This window comes from Prevotella sp. oral taxon 306 str. F0472, assembly GCF_000257925.1.
In the GTDB taxonomy this organism is placed as follows: Bacteria; Bacteroidota; Bacteroidia; order Bacteroidales; family Bacteroidaceae; genus Prevotella; species Prevotella vespertina.
The window spans coordinates 32,176-55,315 of record NZ_AJIN01000036.1; the positions used below are offsets into that span (position 1 = coordinate 32,176).

23 protein-coding genes are annotated in these 23,140 nt (G+C 40.5%); 10 read left to right on the top strand and 13 right to left on the bottom strand.

Annotated features, from left to right (window positions below):
• Positions 1-58 precede the first annotated feature (58 nt).
• From HMPREF9969_RS05300 to HMPREF9969_RS05310, 3 genes are all read right to left on the bottom strand, one after another.
• The gene (locus tag HMPREF9969_RS05300; RefSeq protein ID WP_009434931.1) at positions 59-1,669 is read right to left on the bottom strand and encodes a hypothetical protein; all 1,611 of its coding nucleotides are present in this window, start codon (positions 1,667-1,669) and stop codon (positions 59-61) included.
• A gap of 33 nt (positions 1,670-1,702) precedes the next feature.
• Positions 1,703-1,906: a hypothetical protein gene (locus tag HMPREF9969_RS05305; RefSeq protein ID WP_036895195.1), complete on the bottom strand. Its 204-nt coding sequence runs from the start codon at positions 1,904-1,906 to the stop codon at positions 1,703-1,705.
• 398 nt (positions 1,907-2,304) lie between these two features.
• On the bottom strand, positions 2,305-3,168 hold the full coding sequence (locus HMPREF9969_RS05310) for a helix-turn-helix domain-containing protein (protein ID WP_009434812.1): 864 nt from the start codon (positions 3,166-3,168) through the stop codon (positions 2,305-2,307).
• A 187-nt stretch (positions 3,169-3,355) separates the two neighbouring features.
• Here HMPREF9969_RS05310 and HMPREF9969_RS05315 point away from each other — a divergent pair, with 187 nt between their 5' ends.
• The 5 genes from HMPREF9969_RS05315 to HMPREF9969_RS05335 all read left to right on the top strand — a co-directional run bounded on the left by HMPREF9969_RS05315 (position 3,356) and on the right by HMPREF9969_RS05335 (position 9,470).
• Positions 3,356-4,627 (top strand): TolC family protein, encoded by a 1,272-nt coding sequence (locus HMPREF9969_RS05315; protein WP_009434890.1) that lies wholly within the window; start codon positions 3,356-3,358, stop codon positions 4,625-4,627.
• Positions 4,628-4,640: 13 nt separating this feature from the next.
• Positions 4,641-5,657: an HlyD family secretion protein gene (locus tag HMPREF9969_RS05320; RefSeq protein WP_009434800.1), complete on the top strand. Its 1,017-nt coding sequence runs from the start codon at positions 4,641-4,643 to the stop codon at positions 5,655-5,657.
• A gap of 8 nt (positions 5,658-5,665) precedes the next feature.
• A complete protein-coding gene (locus tag HMPREF9969_RS05325; protein ID WP_009434919.1) occupies positions 5,666-7,141 on the top strand; it encodes an ATP-binding cassette domain-containing protein in 1,476 nt (491 codons plus the stop codon).
• Between the two features lie 177 nt (positions 7,142-7,318).
• Positions 7,319-8,377, top strand: a complete 1,059-nt coding sequence (locus tag HMPREF9969_RS05330; RefSeq protein ID WP_036895203.1) for an ABC transporter permease — start codon at positions 7,319-7,321, stop codon at positions 8,375-8,377.
• 7 nt (positions 8,378-8,384) lie between these two features.
• Positions 8,385-9,470, top strand: a complete 1,086-nt coding sequence (locus HMPREF9969_RS05335; RefSeq protein ID WP_009434899.1) for an ABC transporter permease — start codon at positions 8,385-8,387, stop codon at positions 9,468-9,470.
• Between the two features lie 762 nt (positions 9,471-10,232).
• Here the strand turns inward: HMPREF9969_RS05335 and HMPREF9969_RS05340 are convergent.
• Entirely contained in the window at positions 10,233-10,601 is a 369-nt protein-coding gene (locus tag HMPREF9969_RS05340; RefSeq protein ID WP_009434823.1) for a hypothetical protein, read from the bottom strand.
• Positions 10,602-10,937: 336 nt separating this feature from the next.
• Between HMPREF9969_RS05340 and HMPREF9969_RS05345 the strand changes: the two genes are divergently transcribed.
• Entirely contained in the window at positions 10,938-11,534 is a 597-nt protein-coding gene (locus HMPREF9969_RS05345) for a peptidylprolyl isomerase (RefSeq protein ID WP_009434799.1), read from the top strand.
• A 2-nt stretch (positions 11,535-11,536) separates the two neighbouring features.
• Positions 11,537-12,625 (top strand): chorismate synthase, encoded by a 1,089-nt coding sequence (gene aroC, locus HMPREF9969_RS05350; RefSeq protein ID WP_009434834.1) that lies wholly within the window; start codon positions 11,537-11,539, stop codon positions 12,623-12,625.
• A gap of 312 nt (positions 12,626-12,937) precedes the next feature.
• Here aroC and HMPREF9969_RS05355 read toward each other — a convergent pair whose 3' ends face one another.
• The 5 genes from HMPREF9969_RS05355 to holA all read right to left on the bottom strand — a co-directional run bounded on the left by HMPREF9969_RS05355 (position 12,938) and on the right by holA (position 18,239).
• Complete coding sequence (locus tag HMPREF9969_RS05355; RefSeq protein ID WP_009434886.1) at positions 12,938-13,492, bottom strand: isochorismatase family protein; 555 nt, start codon at positions 13,490-13,492, stop codon at positions 12,938-12,940.
• Positions 13,493-13,527: 35 nt separating this feature from the next.
• The gene (locus tag HMPREF9969_RS05360) at positions 13,528-14,436 is read right to left on the bottom strand and encodes a dihydroorotate dehydrogenase (RefSeq protein ID WP_009434857.1); all 909 of its coding nucleotides are present in this window, start codon (positions 14,434-14,436) and stop codon (positions 13,528-13,530) included.
• Positions 14,437-14,553: 117 nt separating this feature from the next.
• A complete protein-coding gene (locus tag HMPREF9969_RS05365) occupies positions 14,554-15,324 on the bottom strand; it encodes a dihydroorotate dehydrogenase electron transfer subunit (protein ID WP_009434788.1) in 771 nt (256 codons plus the stop codon).
• A 599-nt stretch (positions 15,325-15,923) separates the two neighbouring features.
• The gene (locus HMPREF9969_RS05370) at positions 15,924-16,394 is read right to left on the bottom strand and encodes a helix-turn-helix domain-containing protein (RefSeq protein WP_232212652.1); all 471 of its coding nucleotides are present in this window, start codon (positions 16,392-16,394) and stop codon (positions 15,924-15,926) included.
• A gap of 819 nt (positions 16,395-17,213) precedes the next feature.
• The gene (gene holA, locus HMPREF9969_RS05375; RefSeq protein ID WP_009434828.1) at positions 17,214-18,239 is read right to left on the bottom strand and encodes a DNA polymerase III subunit delta; all 1,026 of its coding nucleotides are present in this window, start codon (positions 18,237-18,239) and stop codon (positions 17,214-17,216) included.
• A 203-nt stretch (positions 18,240-18,442) separates the two neighbouring features.
• Between holA and HMPREF9969_RS05380 the strand changes: the two genes are divergently transcribed.
• The 3 genes from HMPREF9969_RS05380 (at position 18,443) to HMPREF9969_RS05390 (ending at position 20,806) form a co-directional block, all read left to right on the top strand.
• Positions 18,443-18,892: a type I restriction enzyme HsdR N-terminal domain-containing protein gene (locus HMPREF9969_RS05380; RefSeq protein ID WP_009434921.1), complete on the top strand. Its 450-nt coding sequence runs from the start codon at positions 18,443-18,445 to the stop codon at positions 18,890-18,892.
• Positions 18,893-19,092: 200 nt separating this feature from the next.
• Positions 19,093-19,959 carry a DnaJ domain-containing protein gene (locus HMPREF9969_RS05385; protein WP_036895148.1) on the top strand — a complete coding sequence of 289 codons (867 nt, stop codon included), beginning with the start codon at positions 19,093-19,095 and terminating at the stop codon, positions 19,957-19,959.
• Positions 19,960-20,059: 100 nt separating this feature from the next.
• Entirely contained in the window at positions 20,060-20,806 is a 747-nt protein-coding gene (locus tag HMPREF9969_RS05390) for a peptidylprolyl isomerase (protein ID WP_009434836.1), read from the top strand.
• Positions 20,807-20,921: 115 nt separating this feature from the next.
• On the opposite strand, the gene HMPREF9969_RS05395 is transcribed toward HMPREF9969_RS05390, so the two are convergent.
• The 4 genes from HMPREF9969_RS05395 to HMPREF9969_RS05410 form a co-directional block, all read right to left on the bottom strand.
• Positions 20,922-21,263 carry a TM2 domain-containing protein gene (locus tag HMPREF9969_RS05395; protein ID WP_009434917.1) on the bottom strand — a complete coding sequence of 114 codons (342 nt, stop codon included), beginning with the start codon at positions 21,261-21,263 and terminating at the stop codon, positions 20,922-20,924.
• A 68-nt stretch (positions 21,264-21,331) separates the two neighbouring features.
• On the bottom strand, positions 21,332-21,691 hold the full coding sequence (locus HMPREF9969_RS05400) for a DUF2752 domain-containing protein (protein WP_083835290.1): 360 nt from the start codon (positions 21,689-21,691) through the stop codon (positions 21,332-21,334).
• 24 nt (positions 21,692-21,715) lie between these two features.
• A complete protein-coding gene (locus HMPREF9969_RS05405; protein WP_009434837.1) occupies positions 21,716-21,988 on the bottom strand; it encodes a CD225/dispanin family protein in 273 nt (90 codons plus the stop codon).
• A gap of 296 nt (positions 21,989-22,284) precedes the next feature.
• Positions 22,285-23,109, bottom strand: a complete 825-nt coding sequence (locus tag HMPREF9969_RS05410; protein WP_009434915.1) for a zinc ribbon domain-containing protein — start codon at positions 23,107-23,109, stop codon at positions 22,285-22,287.
• Positions 23,110-23,140: the final 31 nt, after the last annotated feature.

Genomic DNA, 23,140 nt, shown 5'->3' on the forward strand with positions numbered 1-23,140 from the left:
CTGGGTACAACTCTACCCATTCGCTGGGTACAAAACAGACCACGAACAAGCGCGAGGACTACTCGAAACCGTCGACCCTGTACCCGCTGTTGCGGTAGCCGCTGCTGAACACACTGACGTAGCTACCGAAGCCACCGAAGCCACCGAAGAAGAACAGGCTGTACGCGCTGCGTGTGCCCTCTGGGTCAGCACTTGATGACCAATAGTAGCCGTTGCTGCCAACTTCGTTCAGCAGACCAGTGCGGTAGCAACCCAAGGCGGGCAGGTAGAAGTAATTACCTGCATCGGCGGCAGAAGGGAGGCCAGAGTTGTTGATACTACTGCTGTAGTTGCCATAGCCCTTCTGTGTTGTACGAAAGTCGGTTGTACCGTCGGCAGATTTCTCGGTGTCGTAATGACCCTCTGCCTGTAATACAGACTTCTTCTTAAACCACATACCACCTTTATATAAATGACCCATAGTTGTCCATAATTCATCTGCATCCCAACGTGGATCGCCGTACTTTGCGTACCATGTCATCTCGTTCACGTTGGGAAGGTCTTTACATGAGTGGATAGCGGGGTTGCTTATGCCATTACCTGGGTAACTTGTGTTGTAGTAACGTAGGTCAGTGTTGCTCTGGGCGTAGTCGCTGGATGTTGTTGCATTTGGGAGATTACTGCTAAGTGTTGGCTGACTACCGCCGTGATTCCATTCGTGACCCTTCCAATATTGTTCCTGGGCGTCCCACATGTAATAATGGTCGCCATCGTAGTTGCGTACGTCAAAGTTAGCAGTGATGTTGTAATACTTGTTTTGGTCGTAGGTTGCTGATGCTAATGTCTTGGTTATAGTTCCCTCCACGCTTGTTGCAACGTCCTTCACCCAATAACGTATTTTTAAGGTGTGAGTTCCTGGTTTTATCACCATATAAGCACCATTAGTGGCTGCACTTGTTGTGCTATTAGTCAAAGGAAAACCGTTAGCAAATGTTCCGCTACCTGTCGTTGTCAGCACAATTTGCTTGCCAGTGCCTATGCCTGTTAGTTTGCCTGTTGTTGGGTCAAGGGTGTAAGTATCGGTAATATCATTGTCTGAATTTACCTCTACTTTGGTTAGGTAACAATTATGCAAAATAGTGTTGTTCGTGTGTGGCAAGAAGAGGAGATATGCAGCCTTATGGTCAAGGGTAAAAGCAAACTGTTGTTTACCTGGTACTTTAGTTGCCGTTGCCATACCGCAATCGCCTGCTGCACCGAAGTGGGAGGTAGTGTTTGGCTCTGCTTGGCTTTGAGAAGCAGCGATAACAGCTTGGTCATTGCTACCGCCTTGCCCAGGATAATAAACCTCGTATGACGTGTGGGCTGTGTAAGTGCCAGGCACTTTGAACTTAAAGTTAGCTGTCTTACCTGTTGGTGAGTTGCTACTTGCGTGCCAGGCACCGTTATCGTCCTTTACATAAATCTTGTCGCCTGCTTCCCAAAAGAACTTGCCGTTGCTCTCCATTGAGGTACGGGTTGAGGGATTACCTGCTGAAAAGGTCGTCAAATTCTTATCGTCGTTAGGTATTGTTGGGTTCTGTGCTACGTCATCATTCGCACAAGAGCCGATTGTCAAAGCCATACTGCATAATGCTATCAATGACAGAAGCCCTGACTTAAAGGAAAGTCTTTTCATTGTTTTCTTCATTTTTACTTTGTTCTCTTTGTTAATAACTCTCTGTTAGTCTTCCCATGATGGGGTTTCGTCTTCCTCGTCTTCTGACATCCAACTAGGTGTCTGCTTTGCATCACCAAAGGTTCCACCTGACTGTGCAGGATTATGTTGACTTGGGAAAGACGTGTCCATCAAATTAGTGGTCTCGTTTACTTGGATTATCATGCAACTGGGTGCAGAATAATCCTTCTTAGTTTGTTCTTTTCTCATAACTTTATTGATTAAAATAGCTGTTATTTCGTTCTTATTTTGCTTAAAATCGAATTCACAAAAGGGCATAAAAAAGCGAACAAAGGAAACTCCTAGAAGTCCTTTGTTTACAGGGGTTACGGCACGCTTCGCGCGCGCGTATGCGAGAAGAAAAAATGTGTTATTAGACGCTAGGTGCGAATGTGTGTGTGTGTGTGTGTTAGCAAATTATTTGGATTGACCAAAGATAAAGTGCAAAAAGATGCAAAGAACTTGATAATTCTTTGCAGTACTTTGTTCACTGGATATGTCATTGCTAATTGTTTCACGGGCGCAAAGGTAAGAAGATAAAATGAAAGGAGCAAGGAAAAGAAGAAAAAAAGTGCTTGATTGCTCAAGCCCCCTCTCCCTTCCCCTCATTATTTCATGTCCTCTTGATACATCTTTGGTGTCATGCCTGTTTCCCTCTTAAAGAATTTAGAGAAGGCTGATGCACTAGAGAAATGCAACTGATCAGCAATCTCATATCCCATCGCATTGTTTGTTTTCAATAGTAGTTTCGCCTCCTGAATGGTAGCACGATTAATCCAATACATGACGCTATGCCCACTAGCTTTCCGAATGATAGCAGACAAATGATGCGGAGTTACATGTAATTGTGACGCATAGAATGGAATAGAACGTTCGCAGAAACAATACTTATGTACCAATCGTTTGAATTGCATAAAGACATCTTGTGTACGAGTACTTTGGTCGTGCTTCTCACTTTCATCTGCTATATCCTTTATATATTGAATGTCTGAAATAATCGATTGGAGTAGGTTTTGGATAGTTTTTCGCCGATAAGGTTTAAGTTGAAGGATGTCCCATGTAAGATAAATCATACGTAGGATACGACTAAACTCTGCTGGTGAAGCATTGAGAACAATCTCATCTGTAAGGTTAATCCCCTCTCGGAAGCCAAGAGCAACTACACGCGCATCATCTGAAACATTCTTTATTTCAAGGATTGTATCAGATGGCAATAGTAGTAAACAGCCTTTCTCTAGATGATAGTCTTGCAGGTTTAAACAAATATCAGCTTGTCCGTCCATACCAAGAACTAGTCGTGGTTCGACTATCTGATAGATCTTTTCCTTCTCAAGAAAGCGTGTGTGCTGCAAGTGCCCATTGAGAACTACCACGACATCATCCGCCATCATGATTCGTTCCTTTTGTTTCGATAGTTCGTTAATATCGATATTATCCATCGAAAAAGGGTTGATGGTCTTGACTTCTCCCATAATATGTTCTTATTGTATGATTCGATTACAAAATTAGTATTAATCCTCTGAATGAAAGGCAGGAAAGCCCAGAAATCGTACAATCTGACCATCTTTTCTGTGTATTTAATAACCAACCACTCCATCAAATAGACTATCTTTGTCAGCATCATAGATGTTAATTGGTTATGAAACGATAGAATAGGACATGAAGAAGAAAATATTAATTCTTGCATTATTAGCTTCGGCATCAGTTGCACAAGCACAGACATTAGATGAGTGCCAACGTGCGGCAGAGAAGCACTATCCCATTATCAAGCGTTATGACTTGATAGCTAAGACGACCGACTTAACGGTTAAGAACATTCAGAAAGGGTGGTTGCCACAGGTGACAGCAGCTGCCCAAGCTACTTATCAGAGCGCTGTTGCTGCATGGCCTGACCATCTGCAAAGTATGTTCCAGCAGGTAGGACTGAAGATGAAAGGTTTAAGGAAAGACCAATATAAACTGTCTATTGATGTTCAGCAACCTATTTATGACGGTGGCGTTATCAGTGGTCAGCGTAAGATAGCCAGCCAAGAAGGAAAGGTACAGGAGGCTGAGAATGAGGTAAATCTATATCAGGTGCGAAGAAGGGTCAATGAGTTATACTTCTCACTCTTGCTCCTTGACGAACAAATCAAGCTCAATGACGATGTCAAAGCACTGCTACAATCGAGCGAGCAGAAACTCTCTGCCATGGTGAAAGGTGGTACGGCAGCAACAAGCGACTACGAGAACGTGAGGGCCGAACGGCTTAGCGCAGAGCAAGCTAACGAGAGTCTGAAAGCACAGAAAGAGATGTTAAGTAGGATGCTAAGCCTCTTCTGTGGCATTGAAATCACTCACCTGCAGAAACCCAAAGCCCTTGACGCAGTTGTATCAACGAATACTCGACCAGAGATAAGGCTCTTTGACAATCAATTACGCCTTTCAGAAACACAGGAGAAAGCTTTAGACGCACGATTAAAGCCACACTTAGGACTCTTTGCACAAGGCTATTATGGTTATCCGGGACTCAATATGTTTGAGGATATGATGCAACATAAATGGAGTCTGAACGGCTTAGTGGGCGTAAAACTATCGTGGAACATCGGTGCACTCTATACTCATAAGAATGATAAAGCAAGACTGAGACTACAACGAGAACAAATAGAGAATGCACGAGAAGTATTCTTGTTTAACAACAGTATAGACGAGATACAACAGAAAGAAAATGTAAATAGGTACCGCAAAATGATGCAGAACGACGACGAAATCATCGACCTGCGCACCCATATCCGTAAGGCTGCTGAGTCGAAACTGGCTCATGGAATTATTGATGTAAATAGTTTGTTGAGAGAGATTAACAATGAGAACGCAGCTAAGGCACAGCAAGCTATACACGAGATTGACATGCTCAAAGAGATGTATAACCTAAAGTTCACCAACAACGAATAAAACAACTAAAGATATGAAAAAGCTTCTTTTAATAAGCCTCGGTGCTCTGATGATGGCATCATGTGCGAAAGACAAGAAAGACTATGACGCTACGGGGACATTTGAGGCTACTGAGGTAACAGTGTCGGCAGAGTCGACTGGACAGCTTGAGAACTTCAATGTGACCGAAGGACAGGTGTTGAATGGAGGTTTGACAGTGGGTCAGATTGATGCTCGACAACTCACTTTGAAACGTGAACAACTAAGGAGTAGCAACGAACAGCTCGCTGCCACGCACGGACAATTAGCCGCTAACAAACGCCAGTTGGCTGCTAATCAGCAGGCAACAAGCAGCAAACAACTCGATTTGAAGAAGCAGGTAGCAGCCATCCGACAGCAGATAGCAAACCAGCAACGGGAGCGTCAACGCTTTGCGGAGCTTTTGCAGGACGGAGCCGTCGCTCGGAAGCAAGTTGATGACATAGACTATCAGATACAAGTATTGCTGAAACAACTTGCTGCCACAGAAGAACAGATAAGCAGTCAGAACACTTCTTTAGCCGAACAGAACAAAGGGATTACGGCACAGATGGAGGGTATAGACGCACAACAGGCTGGCATCAATGCCCAACAGGCTGGAGTACGTACGCAACAAGCCCAACTTGACGACCAAATAGCCCATACCTTCGTGCGGAGTCCGATTACAGGAATGGTCTTGGAGAAGTATGTTGAGGCAGGAGAGTATGTCCCTGTTGGTAGGCCACTCTTTAAGATTGCCGACACCAAGAGGATGTTTCTCCGTGCATACGTTACCTCCGAGCAATTGAAACGTGTGAAGATAGGACAGAAGGTAAAAGTCATGGCCGACTATGGGAAAGGTCAGAAGAAAACCTATAATGGTGTGGTCACCTGGATATCAAGCCGTTCAGAGTTTACGCCAAAGACTATTGTTACAGACGACGAAAGGGCCGACTTGGTGTATGCCATTAAGATACAATTCACGAACGATGGCTATGTGAAGATAGGAATGTACGGTGAGGTGAAATTTTAACAATGCTGATGAACGCAATAGAAGTAAACCAAGTAGCTAAGCGATACGGCAAAGTACAAGCATTGCAAGACGTCAGCTTTTCAGTAAGGAAAGGTGAGCTCTTCGGTGTTATCGGCCCAGATGGTGCGGGTAAGACGTCACTCTATCGCATTCTCTGCTCTTTGCTCCTTCCTGACGAAGGCTCCGTAAGGGTTGAGGGGTACGATGTCATACAGCAAATGAAGGAGATAAGAAAGCGGGTTGGATATATGCCAGGGAAATTCTCACTCTATCAAGACTTAACAGTAGAGGAGAACCTTCATTTCTTTGCAACGCTCTTTGGTACCACAGTTGAGGAGAACTACGATGCTATCAAGGCTATCTATTCGCAGATAGAACCCTTCAAAGACCGCAAGGCTGGCGCACTATCGGGTGGTATGAAGCAGAAGTTAGCCCTCTGCTGTGCTCTTGTTCATAAGCCGAGTGTCCTCTTCTTGGACGAGCCGACAACGGGTGTCGACCCTGTTAGCCGTAAGGAGTTATGGGACATACTCTCCCTACTAAAAGAGCGAGAGATTACCATCGTTGCCTCCACGCCTTATCTTGATGAGGTGAGACGCTGTGAACGGGTGGCTTTCCTATCGGAAGGCAAGATAAGAGGTATTGGTTCGCCAGAGAAGATACTCCATGAGTTTAGCGACATCTTTAGTCCTCCCAACCTTGAGCATGATGAAAAGCATGATAACAGCAAGGTGGGAAGCACAACAGAAAACGTAATTGAAGTGGAACATCTGGTAAAGGCTTTCGGCACTTTCCATGCTGTTGACGACATCTCCTTCACGGTGAGAAAGGGGGAAATCTTCGGCTTTCTTGGGGCCAACGGAGCTGGTAAGACTACAGCGATGCACATGCTCACAGGACTCAGCCAGCCCACAAGTGGGACGGGAAGAGTTGTGGGATACGACATCCGAACAGACTATGAGCAGATAAAGAAGCACATTGGCTATATGAGTCAGAAGTTCTCTCTCTATGAAGATCTTACTGTGGCAGAGAATATCAGTCTGTTTGCTGGTATCTACGGAATGGACGATAAAGAGATTAAACACAAGACCGACGCTCTTCTCCAACGCCTGAATTTCTCAGAACATCGTGACACCTTAGTGTCAAGTCTGCCCTTAGGTTGGAAACAGAAGTTGGCCTTCTCGGTAAGTATCTTCCACTCTCCTGGTGTCGTCTTCCTTGACGAACCGACTGGAGGAGTTGACCCTGCTACACGAAGACAGTTCTGGGAATTAATCTACGATGCCGCCCAAAGAGGTATAACCGTCTTTGTTACGACCCACTATATGGACGAGGCTGAATATTGCGACCGCATCTCCATCATGGTTGATGGGAAGATTAAAGCCCTTGGAACACCCACGGAACTGAAACAGAAGTTCAAACTATCCGATATTGACCAGGTCTTTACCTACTTAGCTCGACAGGCGAAGAGGAGTTCAGACTAAGTCACATAAGATGCTACAAAAGACTCGCGAAGAATTTAGGAAAAGTTCGCGAACTAATTTGAGAAAGCTTAGGAGCTTTTGAGAAAAAGCTTAAGAGCTTTTCGTGGAAAGCTTAAGAGCTTTTGAGAAAATCGCTTAGAACAGCATGACAACATGCAAAAAGGAAACCAACAAGCAATGAAACAATTTATATCATTCATTATCAAGGAAGCTAAACACATTGTTCGAGACAAACGAACAATGCTGATTCTCTTTGGAATGCCTATCATCATGATGCTTCTCTTTGGTTATGCCGTTAGGAATGACGTGCGGAATGTACGGACGGTGATAGTGATGAGTAACACTGATTACATCACCCAACAGGCTGTCGACCGCTTATCTGCATCGGAGTATTTCACGATAACGCAGGTTGTTGCTACTCCCGTAGAGGCTGAACAAGCTATCCGAGACCAAAAGGCCGACCTGGCTATCGTCTTTGGAAAGGACTATGCCAGCGGACATTCAGGCCTTCAATTTATTGTAGACGGTGCCGACCCGAATATGGCTCAACAATGGACTCAATACGCCAATGCCGTCATTACGAATCCGAATAACGGCTTAGTAAACACGAAGCTACTGTATAACCCGCAAATGAAGTCGGCTTACAACTTCGTTCCTGCTATCATGGGAACACTGTTGATGTTGGTATGTGCCATGATGACTTCTATCTCTATTGTTCGCGAAAAAGAGCGGGGAACAATGGAGGTGCTGCTGGTATCGCCCGTTCGACCAATACTTATCATCATCGCAAAGGCCATTCCTTACTTGGTGCTTGCCTTCATCATCCTAATTGTCATCCTACTTATGGCAAACAGCCTACTCGGTGTTCCTTTGCAGGGGTCGGTGTTCTGGATATTCGTTATCTCTACTATCTATATTCTCTTAGCCCTTTCTTTGGGCTTACTCGTCTCTAACATTGCCAAAACACAGTTAGTTGCTTTGTTGTTATCAGCAATGGTACTGCTCATGCCTATCGTGATGCTTTCTGGTATGTTCTTCCCTATTGAGTCAATGCCAAAGGTGTTGCAATACGTTTCGGCTATCATTCCGACACGTTACTATACCAGTGCTATGCGCAAACTGATGATTATGGGGGTGGGAGTAAGACAAGTGATGCACGAGATGATAGTCTTAATTTGTATGCTTATCGGCCTGCTCGGACTATCGCTCGCCATGTTTAACAAACGATTAGAGTAATTTCATTATGATACTGAAATATCTTCTACGAAAGGAGTTTACACAGATTCGACGCAACCCGTTCCTCCCCCGCCTTATTGTTATGTTCCCCGTCATGATTATGTGTATCATGCCTTGGGTCATGAATATGGAGGTGAAGAATGTTGTTGTGGATGTAGTAGACAATGATAGGTCTACTCTTTCGCAACAGTTGGTACATGAGATTGCAGCCAATAACTACTTCTCTTTTCACGGACAACAGCCTTCCTATACTGCAGCACTCAATGATATCGAACATTCTGAGGCTGACATCGTTGTGGTGATACCACAACATTATAGTCGTGACCTGACCTTGGGCAACAAGCCACAAGTGCTCATTGCTGCCAATGCTGTCAATGGAACAAAGGGATCGATAGGGTCTGTTTACCTCTCACAGATGGTGACGACCAATGCTGTCCCTACTTTGCAGGCATTGCAAACGAACGTTTCTACGTTCTATCTCTTCAATAGACAGCTGAACTATAAGCGTTATATGATTCCCGCACTATTTGCGATAATAATGATGATGATAACAGGCTTTTTGCCAACATTGAATATTGTCGGTGAGAAGGAGGCTGGTACTATCGAACAGATTAATGTGACACCAGTAAATAAATGGACGTTTATACTTGCAAAGTTAATTCCTTATTGGTTGATTGCCTTCTTTGTTATCACTGTTTGCCTACTGTTGTCATGGGCTTTATACGACATTACTCCTGTGGGAAATGTGGCCCTTATCTATCTCTTAGCGATGTTGTTAGCCCTCTTCTTCTCGTCTTTCGGCTTGATAATATCCAACTACTCGGACACAATGCAGCAAGCCATACTTGTCATGTGGTTCTTTGTTGTGATACTCCTCTTGCTCTCTGGGCTCTTTACTCCTACTCGGTCAATGCCAGCTGCAGCTTATCTCACTACATACGCCAACCCAGTAAGCTACTTCATAGATGCGATGCGTACTGTATTCATTCGTGGTGGAAACTTAAAGAGTATCTTACATCAGGTCCTCGCACTCCTTGGCATCGGTCTTGTCATGGGTTGTTGGGCTGTACAAAGCTATAAGAAGAATCATTAATCAACAACCAAAGAGGAGGCAGACACCCTCATCTGCTCTCCAAGTTCGTATATCATTGTAATGTGCAAAAGTACATATTTGAGACAACATTACCTTTCTTCAAATAGCTTAAATGGCTTACTATATTTCTGAAAGTACTTTACATTTAAATTTCTCATTCTAGAGTCAAAAGGGAAACATTATAGATGAAAATCGAGTTAGAAGTTGGTTTTTCCTGAAAAGTATATACCTTTTGCGCAAAAAGTATATAGTTTTTTCCAAAAAGATATATAGTTTTTGGGCAAAACCTATATAGGTTTTAGCTGAGAAATATATAGATTTTTGGCAAAAAGTACCTTGTTTTTCAGGCAAAACGAATACTATTTTCGTTAGAATGACACCTCAATCCACATAACATAGTGTTTATCAGCGATTTACAAAGTACCACTTTATATGTCTCATAATTTGCGTATTTGAGTCAAAGTACGCTCCTCATCGAAAATATTGCAAAGACATACCCTCAAATTAGCAGTATTTTATTACAAAATATCACCATTTGATAAGTCCTTTCCCTAATACCATAATTCTTATAGACAGCAATAATTAATCTTGCAAAGAGCACTGGTGACGAGGGATTCCACCCCTACTCTTTTCTATATCAAAGGCTGCGATAAATTGCTATTAGCCTTTTGCAATAAAAAAGGCTATGAATCAGAAGCCTGATTCGTAGCCTTTAATATATCTTGTATGAATCTCTCCTATCGGAAGAGGAAAGAGGATCGTTTACTTGTTAAGACCGCGGTTGTTCAATGTAACATTGAGGAGCTTTACATACTCGCGATACTGACTATTGTTCAAAACATAGTGCATATAAGAAAGATCCTTCTTGATGGCAGCATTTACTTTAGCCTCACGCTCAGAGCTATCAGATACAGCTGCATTCATCATCTCTGCTGAGAAAGTGCGGTTAATATCCTCTACTACATCTACCTGATCCTGGTTTAGATTAAGAGCACGGCTCAATGCATATGTGCTGAGATTGAACTTGTATGCGTTGGTTGTTGCTGTGTTGTTATCGTTCTCACCTGCTGCAAAAGCCATTGTCATACTCATTACTGCTACTACTGTCAATACAATCTTCTTCATATTCATTTTCCTTTCTTTAGTCAAAGGCGTCATTAATGATGCCTCTTATTATCTTTAAACCTGTAGTTTTATCTTGTTTACGATTGCAAAGTTAGTAGGTTTTTGGCATATACAATGATTAATCAACACATTTTTGTGCTTTTATCTTATATTTTTGACACATATCAAGAGGTTTGATATATATCAGCAACAATATCATACTTTTGACTATCTTTTCCGTTACAAACCATATTCTAAAGGACTGCAAATCGAAAAATCAGTAACTAAGAAAGCTCTATCTCGTTTTAAATAACTATCTTTGCATACCCTTTACAACATATTATATATAAAGAAAAAACGATAATGAAGGAAAATACACATCGACTCATCGTGGTCAAATATGAGTTAAATAGCGTAGAGAATGGAGTTGAACACTTCATTGAAAAGACTGAGGAACAAAAGCCAATGCAGTTCTATACGGGTTGCGACATGGCTTTGCCAGCTTTTGAAGAAGAGATAGTTAAGCACGAAACAGGCGCTAACTTTGAGTTCTCACTTACTAAGGAGCAGGCTTACGGGGAGCATGATGCAAACAGCGTGTTGGCTCTTGACAAGGAAACTTTCAGTGTGAATGGTGAGTTCGACGCAAAGAATATCTACAAAGATGCGATTGTTCCATTGCAAAACGAGCAGGGGCAACGATTCTTGGGTAAGGTGCTTGAGGTGTCAGAGGATAAGGTTACGATTGATCTAAACCATCCGCTCGCTGGTAAGGATTTAATGTTTCGCGGACAGGTTATCGAGAATCTCGAGGCAAGCGAGGCTGAAGTTAAGGACTTCTTCGACCGCATGAACCAGCATCATTGTGGATGTGGCGGAGGCTGCGGAAGCAACTGTGGCGATGGTGATAGCTGTGGCTGTGGTGGCGGATGTGGTGATGGCTGCAACTGTGGCAACTGATTATGAACACGTTTGGTAAGCTCTTTACACTAACTACCTTCGGCGAGAGTCATGGTGTGGCTGTCGGTGGTGTGGTGGATGGAATGCCGCCTGGTATTCCTATCGACATCGATTTCATACAACGAGAATTAGCTCGACGTAAACCTGGACAAAGTAGGATTACGACTGACAGGAAGGAACTGGATCAGGTGGAACTACTGAGTGGTGTATTCGAAGGAAAGTCTACAGGAACTCCTATTGGCTTCATCGTAAGGAATAGGAATCAGCAGTCAAAGGACTATGATAGTATCGCCAATCTCTTTAGACCCTCTCATGCTGATTACACCTATTATAATAAGTATGGCATTCGAGACTATCGAGGAGGAGGTCGCGCATCGGCTCGCATCACCCTTTCACGTGTCGTTGCTGGTGCGTTGGCAAAGTTAGTTCTAAAGCAGAAGGGTATTAGTATTACAGCTTACACTAGTCAGGTGGGTAATATAACGCTTGACAAAGACTATCAAAAATATGATTTCTCGCTCATAGAAAGTAATCCCGTGCGCTGTCCAGAACCAGAGAAAGCGAAGGAAATGGAAGCACTCATCGCTGAAATGAAGCGTGAAGGCGATACTATCGGAGGCGTAGTTACCTGTGTAATTAAGGGATGCCCTGTTGGATTAGGAGAGCCTGAATTCGATAAGCTACATGCGCAACTAGGTGCTGCAATGCTTAGTATCAATGCAGCGAAAGGGTTCGAGTATGGAGAGGGCTTTGCAGGTTCCTCATGGCGAGGTAGCCAACAGAACGATGTCTTTAGCCCCTCCTCTAACAAGCAAAAAACGCATGATATCAAAACAAAAACGAATCATAGTGGAGGTATACAAGGCGGTATAAGCAATGGTGAAGATATCTATTTCCGTGTTGCATTCAAGCCTGTTGCCACTTTATTGATGGAACAAGAGACGGTCAATAAAGAGGGAGAAGCAACGAAGATAGAAGTTCATGGGCGTCATGATCCATGTGTTCTGCCACGTGCCGTACCTATTGTTGAAGCGATGGCAGCCATGACTATACTTGATGCTTTGCTTGTTGACAATGCCAAACGAATATAAGCTACACACGTCGTGGACGTAAGAATACGAAAAAGAGGATGCCGTAACCATTCTTATTGATGGTTGGCATCCTCTTCTTTTATGCTCTCTTCAAGGCGAACAAATGCTCCTCTATCTTACTCCCATTCGCCCTTATATCAAGAGAAAAGACTTTGTTGGAAGAGAAAATAGACTATTATTTATTCCCTTATAACCTATTATGCGGAAACTTTTAGTTTATTTTCCCAGTCTGAGTGGTATCTTTTCAAACTCACATGAGTATCTTCTCCAACATAGATAACGATTTCTTGATTGATTGGCAACCAATTCCTTTTACGCTTCCAAGGTCTTTACAAACTCGTTCAAGGCTTTGCCACCATCTAAAGATGGAGCCAACTCACTCAAAACGTGTAGTTGCCTCTCTCCTATCATCGCCTTTAAATCCTTACAAGTATTCAACACGCAGACATCACCAGCTAGTCCGCAGACATCAATCTGATCGATGTGATAATCAACAAGGAGCTCTAAAAGCAGTCTTGCAGACCTTTTATTCTGCAGAATGGAATATTCCTCTCGATTAATAGTATCGCCTTTATAAAGCATTTGAAAACTATCAGAACTCTCATTAAGAGCAACTAGCAATGATTCCCATAAGGCTGCGCCAGCTGAATGTTGAACGCAATGACGAGGCCATTGACCACCTTCATCAGCAAAAGAACTATGATGATAAGGATGCCAATCGGAGGTTACAACCTTCACAGAATACTCCTCGCCATGCGCACGAACATACTCTGCAAGTGCATCCATAGCCACTGCTGCACCAGGAACTGGCAATGATCCACTGATGAAATCGACTTGTGGATCGACTATCAAAAGCATTTTCTTCATAATATTATCTTATATTTAGCGATTGAACTCACCCTTTATTCAAGGCAATTTATAATCTCTGTAACCGACTTGCAACCATGTTTATCTAACCAGGAATTAATTCCGTCACGCACCTTAATGGTCACTTTTGGGTCGATGAAGTTGGCTGTTCCTATCTGAATAGCTGTTGCCCCTGCCATAAGAAACTCTATTGCATCTTCTGCTGTTGATATACCTCCTAGCCCAATAACTGGTATCTTTACGGCTCTTGCAACATCATTCACCATACGTACAGCGACTGTTTTTATGGCAGGACCACTCAATCCTCCTGTGCGAATACTCAGCTTTGAACGACGACGTTCGATGTCTATTGCCATTCCCATAAGGGTGTTGATGAGCGAAACAGAATCGGCTCCCTCATCCTCACAAGCACGTGCAATACTAGCGATATCGGTCACATTAGGCGATAATTTCACTATCATTGTCTTGTGATAAGACTGTCGGACAGCCTTCACAATAGTAGAAGCTCCAGAACAGGTAACGCCAAACGACATGCCACCCTCTTTCACATTAGGACAAGAGATATTCACTTCTATTGCAGGGATAGCATCTAGCTCGTTTAGTTTTGCAGCTGTTTCTGCATACGACTCGGGAGAGTTTCCACTCACATTAACAATCATATTCGTATCAATATCACGTATCTCGGGATAGATATGATCGATGAAGTAGTCCACTCCTTTATTCTGCAGACCAACGCAATTAAGCATTCCTTGATGTGTTTCAACCATACGTGGATAATCATTCCCTTCGCGTGGTTCGAGCGTAGTACCCTTTACGATTATTCCTCCAAGCTCTTCCAATGGGACGAAATCAGCAAACTCAAGACCATAGCCAAATGTTCCACTGGCTGTCATTACTGGATTCTTCAGATGTAAGTGACCTATATTTACATTCAAATCTGCCATAGATTCATCATTTATTTTTACATATTTAGCTTATACCTTATGGATAACTACACCTTATACTAGGCTTATTCTCATGCTTTAATTCGTAAGTTTTCAGATGTTGTTATCACTATTTTCTCACCACATCAACTTCTGCGTATCAAAGACGGGACCCTCCTTACATACGCAAAGATTGCCCTCAATGGTCTTCTCAACGCAACACAAACAGGCTCCGACACCGCATGCCATCATATTCTCCAAGGACGCTTCGCAGGGGATAGAAGCCTTTTGAGCATACAGAGCAACAGCCTTCATCATAGGTTTAGGTCCACAAGTAGAGATGCGATCGAAGTGTTCTTTGGACAGAACGGAGTGATTCGTAACAAATCCTTTCTCACCTGCTGAACCATCTTCAGTGGTAATGCACACCTCTCCATAGGCTTTGAAAAGTTCTAGTTCTGCAAGATCAGATGCCGTGCGAGCACCTAAAAGAAAAACGGGACAGGCTCCGGCATCCTTTATGGTTTTACCAAAATAAAGCAAAGGAGCAACTCCAACACCACCGCCAACAAGCAAGATACGTTCGCCAGGACGACTAGGTGGAGTGAAGGTGTTACCCAATGGGAGTACACAATTAAGCTTATCGCCAATATGCAGACGCCCAAGCGTGCGCGTTCCATCGCCTATGGTGGCAACTAACAACCATAATTCATTACGTTCGCGATCGATAAAATTAATAGAAATAGGACGGCGAAGAAAGGTAGAAGGTGAGCCGTCCACTCTCACTTCTACAAACTGACCAGGAAGCATCTCAGGTAGAGGCTTGTCATCAGTGAGTCGAATGAGAACATTCTTATCATTGACCTGCTCCACAGAAGAGACCTTCAAGTCGAGGACATACTTCTTCATCTTTTTATGCTTTGAATGTATTTAGCAAAGATAATGCAAACGAGTACAAAGGAATGTTCACATTCGCTTTGTCGAGTGCAGCTTAGCTTATGCAAAGATAATGCAAACGAGTACAAAGGAATGTTCACATTCGCTTTGTCGAGTGCTGCTTAGCTTATGCAAAGATACACAAATTATCTATTGAAAGGATAGATACACAAAAAATATCAACGAAAAAACAAAGAAATGGACAAAACAACACTGCTAACAGCTTTCTTCCATTGCTTCTGACTCTATCACATAGACCTAAGTTCGGGGTAAAAGTCCATCTTCAAAGGAATGTACGGATGGTGATTACGGATAGGCTATCTCATTGCAACTTCTATCATAGGTTATACCTTATATAATTAGAAAGACCCAATAGCAGCTATCAAAATGATCCCCTATAAATAAAGCAAAACAAATTCCATTCATAAAGGGAGGGCTCATCTAAGATTATAAAGGATAAAACACAAAGACAGAAATCAGCCTTCCAGAGATATAAAAGCTGATTATACTCTGTGCAAAATATCATAGAACAACCTTACAAGAAATGATGACTTCCAACTTTATTAACCTACTTACTTTTTTGGAACAAAACTCTCCCATGTCTGGTCATCAAAGAAGATTCGAATCTCAGTGATACGCCTTTGTGGTTTGTCAACATATTTTATTTCAGTTCTCGCAGGTGTTTTAAGTGTATCAGCAACGTGCGATGAAGAACCTTGACCATATCCCTCAACAGATGGGGCAGGGCTTGAAGAGAAATTCAAATGACCTTCAGAACTTGTACCATTGACCACACTACTTTCACCATCATCAACTCCTGACGCTGTAACCTGATCCTTAAACATTGGTCCTTGACCATACATTAACCAATCAAGATTGATCTTTGTAAACTTACTACGAATAGCCTCAACCGTGTTAAGAGTAGGTTTCGTCCTCCCTGTAAAGATACTACTGAGTGATGCAGACGATATTCCTATAAAATCTGAAAAGGTCTGTTGAGTCATGTGTTGACTCTCCATTAGTTGTCTAATTCTATCTTTCATAACCAAATAATAGGCTTTTTTAGGCTCTAGAGCCATACTTCCATTAATTTTACAAAGGTAAACAAATAATATTAAACACCAAAATCTCCACACAAATAATATAAGTTTGTATATACAACTTTTGATGTTTACAATTTAAAATAACAAATAACTAAATGTGTGCAATTCATATACACATATACAAATCAAAATAGACAACAGAATATCATATATAAGCTGTTCTTTGGTCAATATCTTTAATTAACTGGCTATTAAAAGCCTATTTATACATTTAAGAAGATAAAATAAAGGATTATACACTTGTTCGCGCATAAATTTAGGCTATTTTCATTTTATAGCAAGAATATTAATTCATATAATTCTGGTTTACAAGTAGTTATATTTAATAATGGTATGATGTATATTTATTCGTGTACATTTTTAAAGTGAGATATATAAGTTTTAATACTCATATTTACATCATAATATATGGTTTGATTACATAAACTATTATTATTATACTTGTAAATAATATGCAGATTATTTGTATTTGTAAATAAGAATCCTAAATTCTTAACTTATAATAAATGTGAATAGTAAATGCAATTTTTGAATTTCTGTCTATTTTTAGCGTATTTGCAATATTCATAAACGGAGTATAAGACAAACGAAAATACGCTCAAAATGAGAAGGTAAGAATACCATAACTACCCTATTATTCAGGGAGTAACACAAAAAAAGTACCCTTTTAAGAGTACTCATTCTAGATCGAAAAAGAAGGATTTTAGCATAGAAATGGAGATTTTTGAGACTTCAAATTACCAAAAATCTCCATTTACTTTAGTGTAAAACGTAGAAAATTAGCTCTTTCATCAATTCTCCAGCACCAGTATAAGGATTATCCAAACCTTTACTCTTACCATCAACTTCACGAATCTTAGAAATAATATCCATAGTTTTGCGTGCTGAATAATTTTTCAAACCTATTATTAAGTCTTTTATTCCCCACGTTGAATTCAAATCTAATGCCCTAGCAATGTCTTGTTCTGAACTCTTATTTGGAGTATAATGTAGTATCATAAGGTTTTGAAAGAACGAGAAAAGTAAAGGAAGAAAAGAGTAAAGAGAGCCGGCTTTAGGATTATTGTCAAAATATTTGATTATCTGATTTGCCTTAAATATATCCTTAGAAACAATGGCATTCCTCAATTCGAAAGCATTAAAATCTTTACTTACCCCAATCTCCTTCTCTACTATATCTGGCGTAACACGCCGATTATCATTAGGGAGATAAATTAGAATTTTATCAAGTTCCGAAACTATACGACTTAGATCAGAACCAATATGATTGGCTATCATCTGGCATGACTTAGGGTCAATAGTAGCCTTCTTTGACTTCAAATAATTTTGGATGAATTCTGGTAATTGGTAATCTCTCAACTTCTTACTCTCAAAAACTACTCCCATTGCCTGCGCCAGTCCAATAACTTTCTTACGTGTATCTATTTTCCCATTCTTATGACACCAGACAAGAATAGTTGATTTTACAGGTTTTTTAAGATATCCCTCTAAAGCCTCTAAAGATCTTATATTTTGCGCCTCTTTTACTATAATCACTTGAAATTCGGCCATCATAGGATATCGCTTAGCCATATCCGTAACTTGTACAGCAGTCACATCTGAACCAAAACAAATCGTTTGATTAAAATCACATTCTTCTGGTAAAAGAACGTGCGAAGCAATATAGTCAGATATAGTATCGATGTAATAAGACTCTTCCCCCATTAACAAATAAAAAGGGGCAAAGTTCCTATTTTTAAGATCCTGCATGATAGCCTGAAATGTTACTCCTTGCTTTGTTGGCATTTACTTTTTTATTAACTTTGCATTTAGAATAGATTGTTACCATGTCTGAAGTCACCTATTTCCGTAGAAATTAAGAATTAACTTCACCATAACCATGGCTGAATCCTTTCATGCAAAGTTAATAGAAAAGAGATAGAAAACAAAATTTTCATTTGACTTTCGCCTTATCGTTTTCACCTTATTATATATAGGAATTGTCCAAAATGATACAACTTACTCTCCCTCCATATCAAATTAGAGTGAAAGAGACACATGGTCGAAAGCAAATTTTCGACATCCTACGTAGAAAATATGTTGCACTCACTCCAGAAGAATGGGTACGCCAACACTTCATACATTATCTCGTTGAACATAAGAATTACCCATCCTCATTACTTGCTAATGAGGTTTCTTTGCAGATTGGAGAGAAAAGGATGAGGGCGGATAGTGTGTTGTATGATAACCAACTACACCCTCGCATGATCATAGAATACAAAGCACCCAATATCACATTAACACAGAAAGTGTTTGACCAAATCACAGTATACAATTTACTACTTCATGTAGATTACCTCATTGTATCAAATGGTATGATTACATACATCTGTAAGATGGATTACGAGAAGCAAACATATAAGTTCTTAGAAGCTATTCCCAATTACGAAAATATTTAACATACATAACTCTTAAAAGTATCTTTTATCACACAAATTACTTTACATCATTCTGCATCTATTCAATGATATACATTATATTTGGCATCCAATCCCAAAGGCAAAAGACAAGCTTCTCCCAATTTGGCATTATCTTTGTGAACTAATATAAGATATAAAGAACAATATTAATAAGACCGAAAACATCAAAATAGAACAACATGGGAAATATGAAATGGGTTGGTTGTTGGATTGGCGGAACCTTAGGAACAATGTTAGGAAGTGGAATTCTTGGAACATTAGCAGGTTTTTGCCTTGGTAGTATCATTGATGAAATGATGGATTCTAGGGCTGACCCCAATGATTATAACACTAATAACCAAGATTATTACTCTCAAGGTAATGGTTATAAACAATATCAGTATGGAGGGCAGAATGGTTCTTCTAATGCACATTCCAATGAAGGACAGCGCAATTCTTTTCTATTTTCTATGCTTGTTTTATCATCTTATATCATCAAAGCAGATAACAAAATCATGCATTCAGAGATGGAGTTTGTACGTCAGTTCCTACGTCAGAACTTTGGAGAACAAGCAGTAAATCAAGGACAAGAAATACTCTTAAAGCTCTTTGAAATACAAAAGAAACAAGGGATACAGGTGTTTCGAAATACCATCCATCAAAGTTGTGCAGAGATAAAACACAATATGGACGTTAGTCAACGACTACAATTACTCAATTACCTTGTTATCATTGCGAAGGTAGATGGATATGTAAGTCCAGAAGAGATAAAGGCTTTAAAGGAGGTTGCACGCCACTTAGGACTAACAGCAAAGGACGTTGATTCAATGCTTAACATGGAGAATGGGGCAAGGACAAATAGTAATATAGAAGACGCTTACAAAGTGTTGGGCTTGTCTTCTACTGCTACTGACGACGAAGTAAAAGTAGCCTATCGAAAGATGGCTTTAAAGCATCATCCAGACCGAGTAGCAACCCTTGGAGAGGATATTCGTAAAGCGGCAGAGAAGAAATTCCAAGACATTAACGATGCTAAAGAACGCATCTTTAAAGCCAGAGGATTGTAAGTATTCTTTTTCTAACCTAGCTGCTTCTTATAGAAAATATTATCACCAATCACTCATATAACTTCGATTTATAAATTATAAACAATATCTTAAAAGGATTATGGCAACAAGACTTAAAATAAAAACAAGTGAGGGCGACATTATTATTCGCCTTTATGATGAGACCCCTAAACATCGTGATAACTTCTTAAAGCTTGCAAAGGAAGGCTATTACAATGGGACTCTTTTCCATCGTGTTATCAAAGATTTCATGATACAAGGTGGTGACCCTAATAGTAAGAATGCGCCTAAAGGAAAGGTTCTTGGAACTGGTGGTCCAGACTATACTATCCCCGCAGAGTTCATATACCCACAACTTTTCCACAAACGTGGTGCTTTAAGTGCTGCTCGCACAGGCGATGAGGTAAACCCTGAGCGTGCTAGCAGTGGTAGTCAGTTTTATATTGTATGGGGAAAAATATATAAATCAGCCGAACTGAAGCAGTTGGAACGACAAATGGGAATACAACAAGAGCAGGACGTCTTCAATCAATTAGCCAAACAACATCATGATGAAATTATGAATCTAAGACGTAATCGCGATCATGTAGGACTACAGACTCTACAAGACAAACTGATAGAAGAAACGAAAGAAAAGTGTAAGTCACAAGGTAAACCGACATTCACTCTAGAACAAAATGAGGCTTATACAACATTAGGTGGTACTCCCTTCCTTGACAACCAATACACAGTATTTGGAGAAGTTGAAGAAGGATTAGACATCGTTGGACGTATCCAAAATTGTCAAACAGATCGCAACGACCGCCCATCAGAAGATGTTAGGATTGAAACAATAGAAGTTTTATAACAACAAAATAATCAATGCTCTTACCTACTTGATGACTCTTATATCAAGTAGATAAGGGCTTTTTCTTAGATTTACAATCTAATACGAATGTAATAACATTACGTCAAATTACAAATTAATGAATATGGGTTAAAAGGAGTTCTAGGTTCTTTTCTTTCGTAGCTCCCATTATCAGGAAAATATCAACCAAAGCCCAAATGTAACATCCACCAAAGGTCAACAACTTTCCAATTCCAAGTCCAACATCACCGATGTAAAATCTATCAACACCTAGGACACCAACAAGTATCGATAAAATAAGAGATAGAGTTGGATCTTTCATACCATTCACTAGAATGAGAAAATCTGATTCACTCATATCTGACTTAAGCAATCTATCACGTACCATTGGTATACTTTCAGATGGAATCTTCGAACCCATCATCATTAATAATTGATTAACTTTCTCTTGTTCCATTATCTTTATCTTTAAAGTAAAATAACCCTTTTATCCGTCTGTAACATATGGTAATAACAGAAGAATTATCATATATGCAAAATATTCCTCACAACAAGCCATACAAAGAAGAGGACAACATAGGTCAAAATAAGTCTTCTATCCTCTATTACTCTAGTCAATCTGCGCTTAGAATTGCTAGCAGGTAGCAACGCACGAAGTCCAAATAAAAATAAATAAGGGATACCAAATAACAAGAAGTAATTATAATGAATTGCCTCTACGAATCTTCCCTGCAACAAAGCATGCAATGCCCGCTGCAATCCACAACCTGGACATTGCAGTCCTGTCAACACCTTAAATGGACATTTTGGAGCCCAAGAAGTAGTAACAGGATCATAAAAATAGTATATGATTAATAAGGAGGCTCCCAAAAAGAGAGCCCCCATAAATCTCTTCTTAGATTTCAATTTTTAGTGTGATAATGCGCTTAAATAACTCATACCACCCAAGAAACCAAAGTAGATTATCTGAAAGATTACGCCCGTAACAATACCAATAATACTCCACTTCTTAGCATCTGCTGCTGCTGCCGCTGCTGCATCATATTGCTTCATCATGTAATAATCGTTCACCTTCATAGAACGAATAATCGCATAGATACCAAATGGTAAACAGCAACAAAGAGTAGTGAAAATTGCGAGAGGCAAATAATTGTTTGGCTTTGGATTGTTTAATTCTTCCATAATAGTAAATTTTGAGCCAGTCTCCCATGGCTAAGTTTGGTAATCAGTTCTATTTAACACATAGTTTTGAGATTGGGGAGAACCTATAAGGCAACTCTCATCCTACATGCAACTTAATGTTTATTCTAATCAATCTTAGTACTGGCAAAGATAAATAAATATTATTAAAGGCACAAATAATTTCACAGAAAGTAACCAAGAGAACTGAAAAATCCCTTACCTAAAGCATCATTGTGCATAGATAAGGGACTTCATTTTATAATTCCATTTTATAGGAATTCAACATCAGACATTATTTAGTCTTCCTCTTCTTCCTTCTTCTTACGGGTTGTTCTACGCTTCTTTGGCTTATCTTCTGTAGGCTTTTCTACCTTCACACCAGCCAACTCTGGATCAATAAGGATACGACCACAATATTCACAGACAATGATTTTCTTGTGCATCTTAACATCTAACTGACGCTGAGGAGGAATCTTGTTAAAGCAACCACCACAAGCATCACGCTGCACATAAACGATACCCAATCCATTACGAGCTCCACGACGAATGCGTTTGAAACTACGTAACAATCCTGGTTCAATTCTTGTTTCAAGCTCAGCGGACTTCTCTTTCAACAGACCTTCCTCTTCACGTGTCTCCTGCATAATCTCGTCCAGTTCATTACGCTTCTCTTCGAGTGCATGCTGGCGATCCTCCAGTAGAGCACGATTTTCCTCTAAGTCTCTTTGCTTCTCTTCAACCTTATACTGAGCTTCTTTTATCTTCTTATTACAAAGCTCAATCTCTAAAGTTTGGAACTCTATCTCCTTTGTTAAGGTATCATACTCACGGTTGTTTGCAACAGTATCCAACTGCTTGTTGTATCGTTCCAAACTTGCTTGAGCTTCAATGATATCACCTTTCTTCTGAGTGATAGCACTCTGGAAATCCTTTATATCCTGCTCTATCTTCTCTATACGAGTGTGCAAACCTTCCAAATCATCCTCTAAGTCACGTACTTCAAGTGGTAACTCACCACGTAATGCACGCTTCTCATCGATAGCAGAAAGTGTTGTCTGTAACTGGAAAAGGTTCTTTAGCTTCTCCTCTACTGGTAACTCTTTTGGATCTTTCTTTGCCATAGTTCTTATCTTAATTATAATTCAATATTCA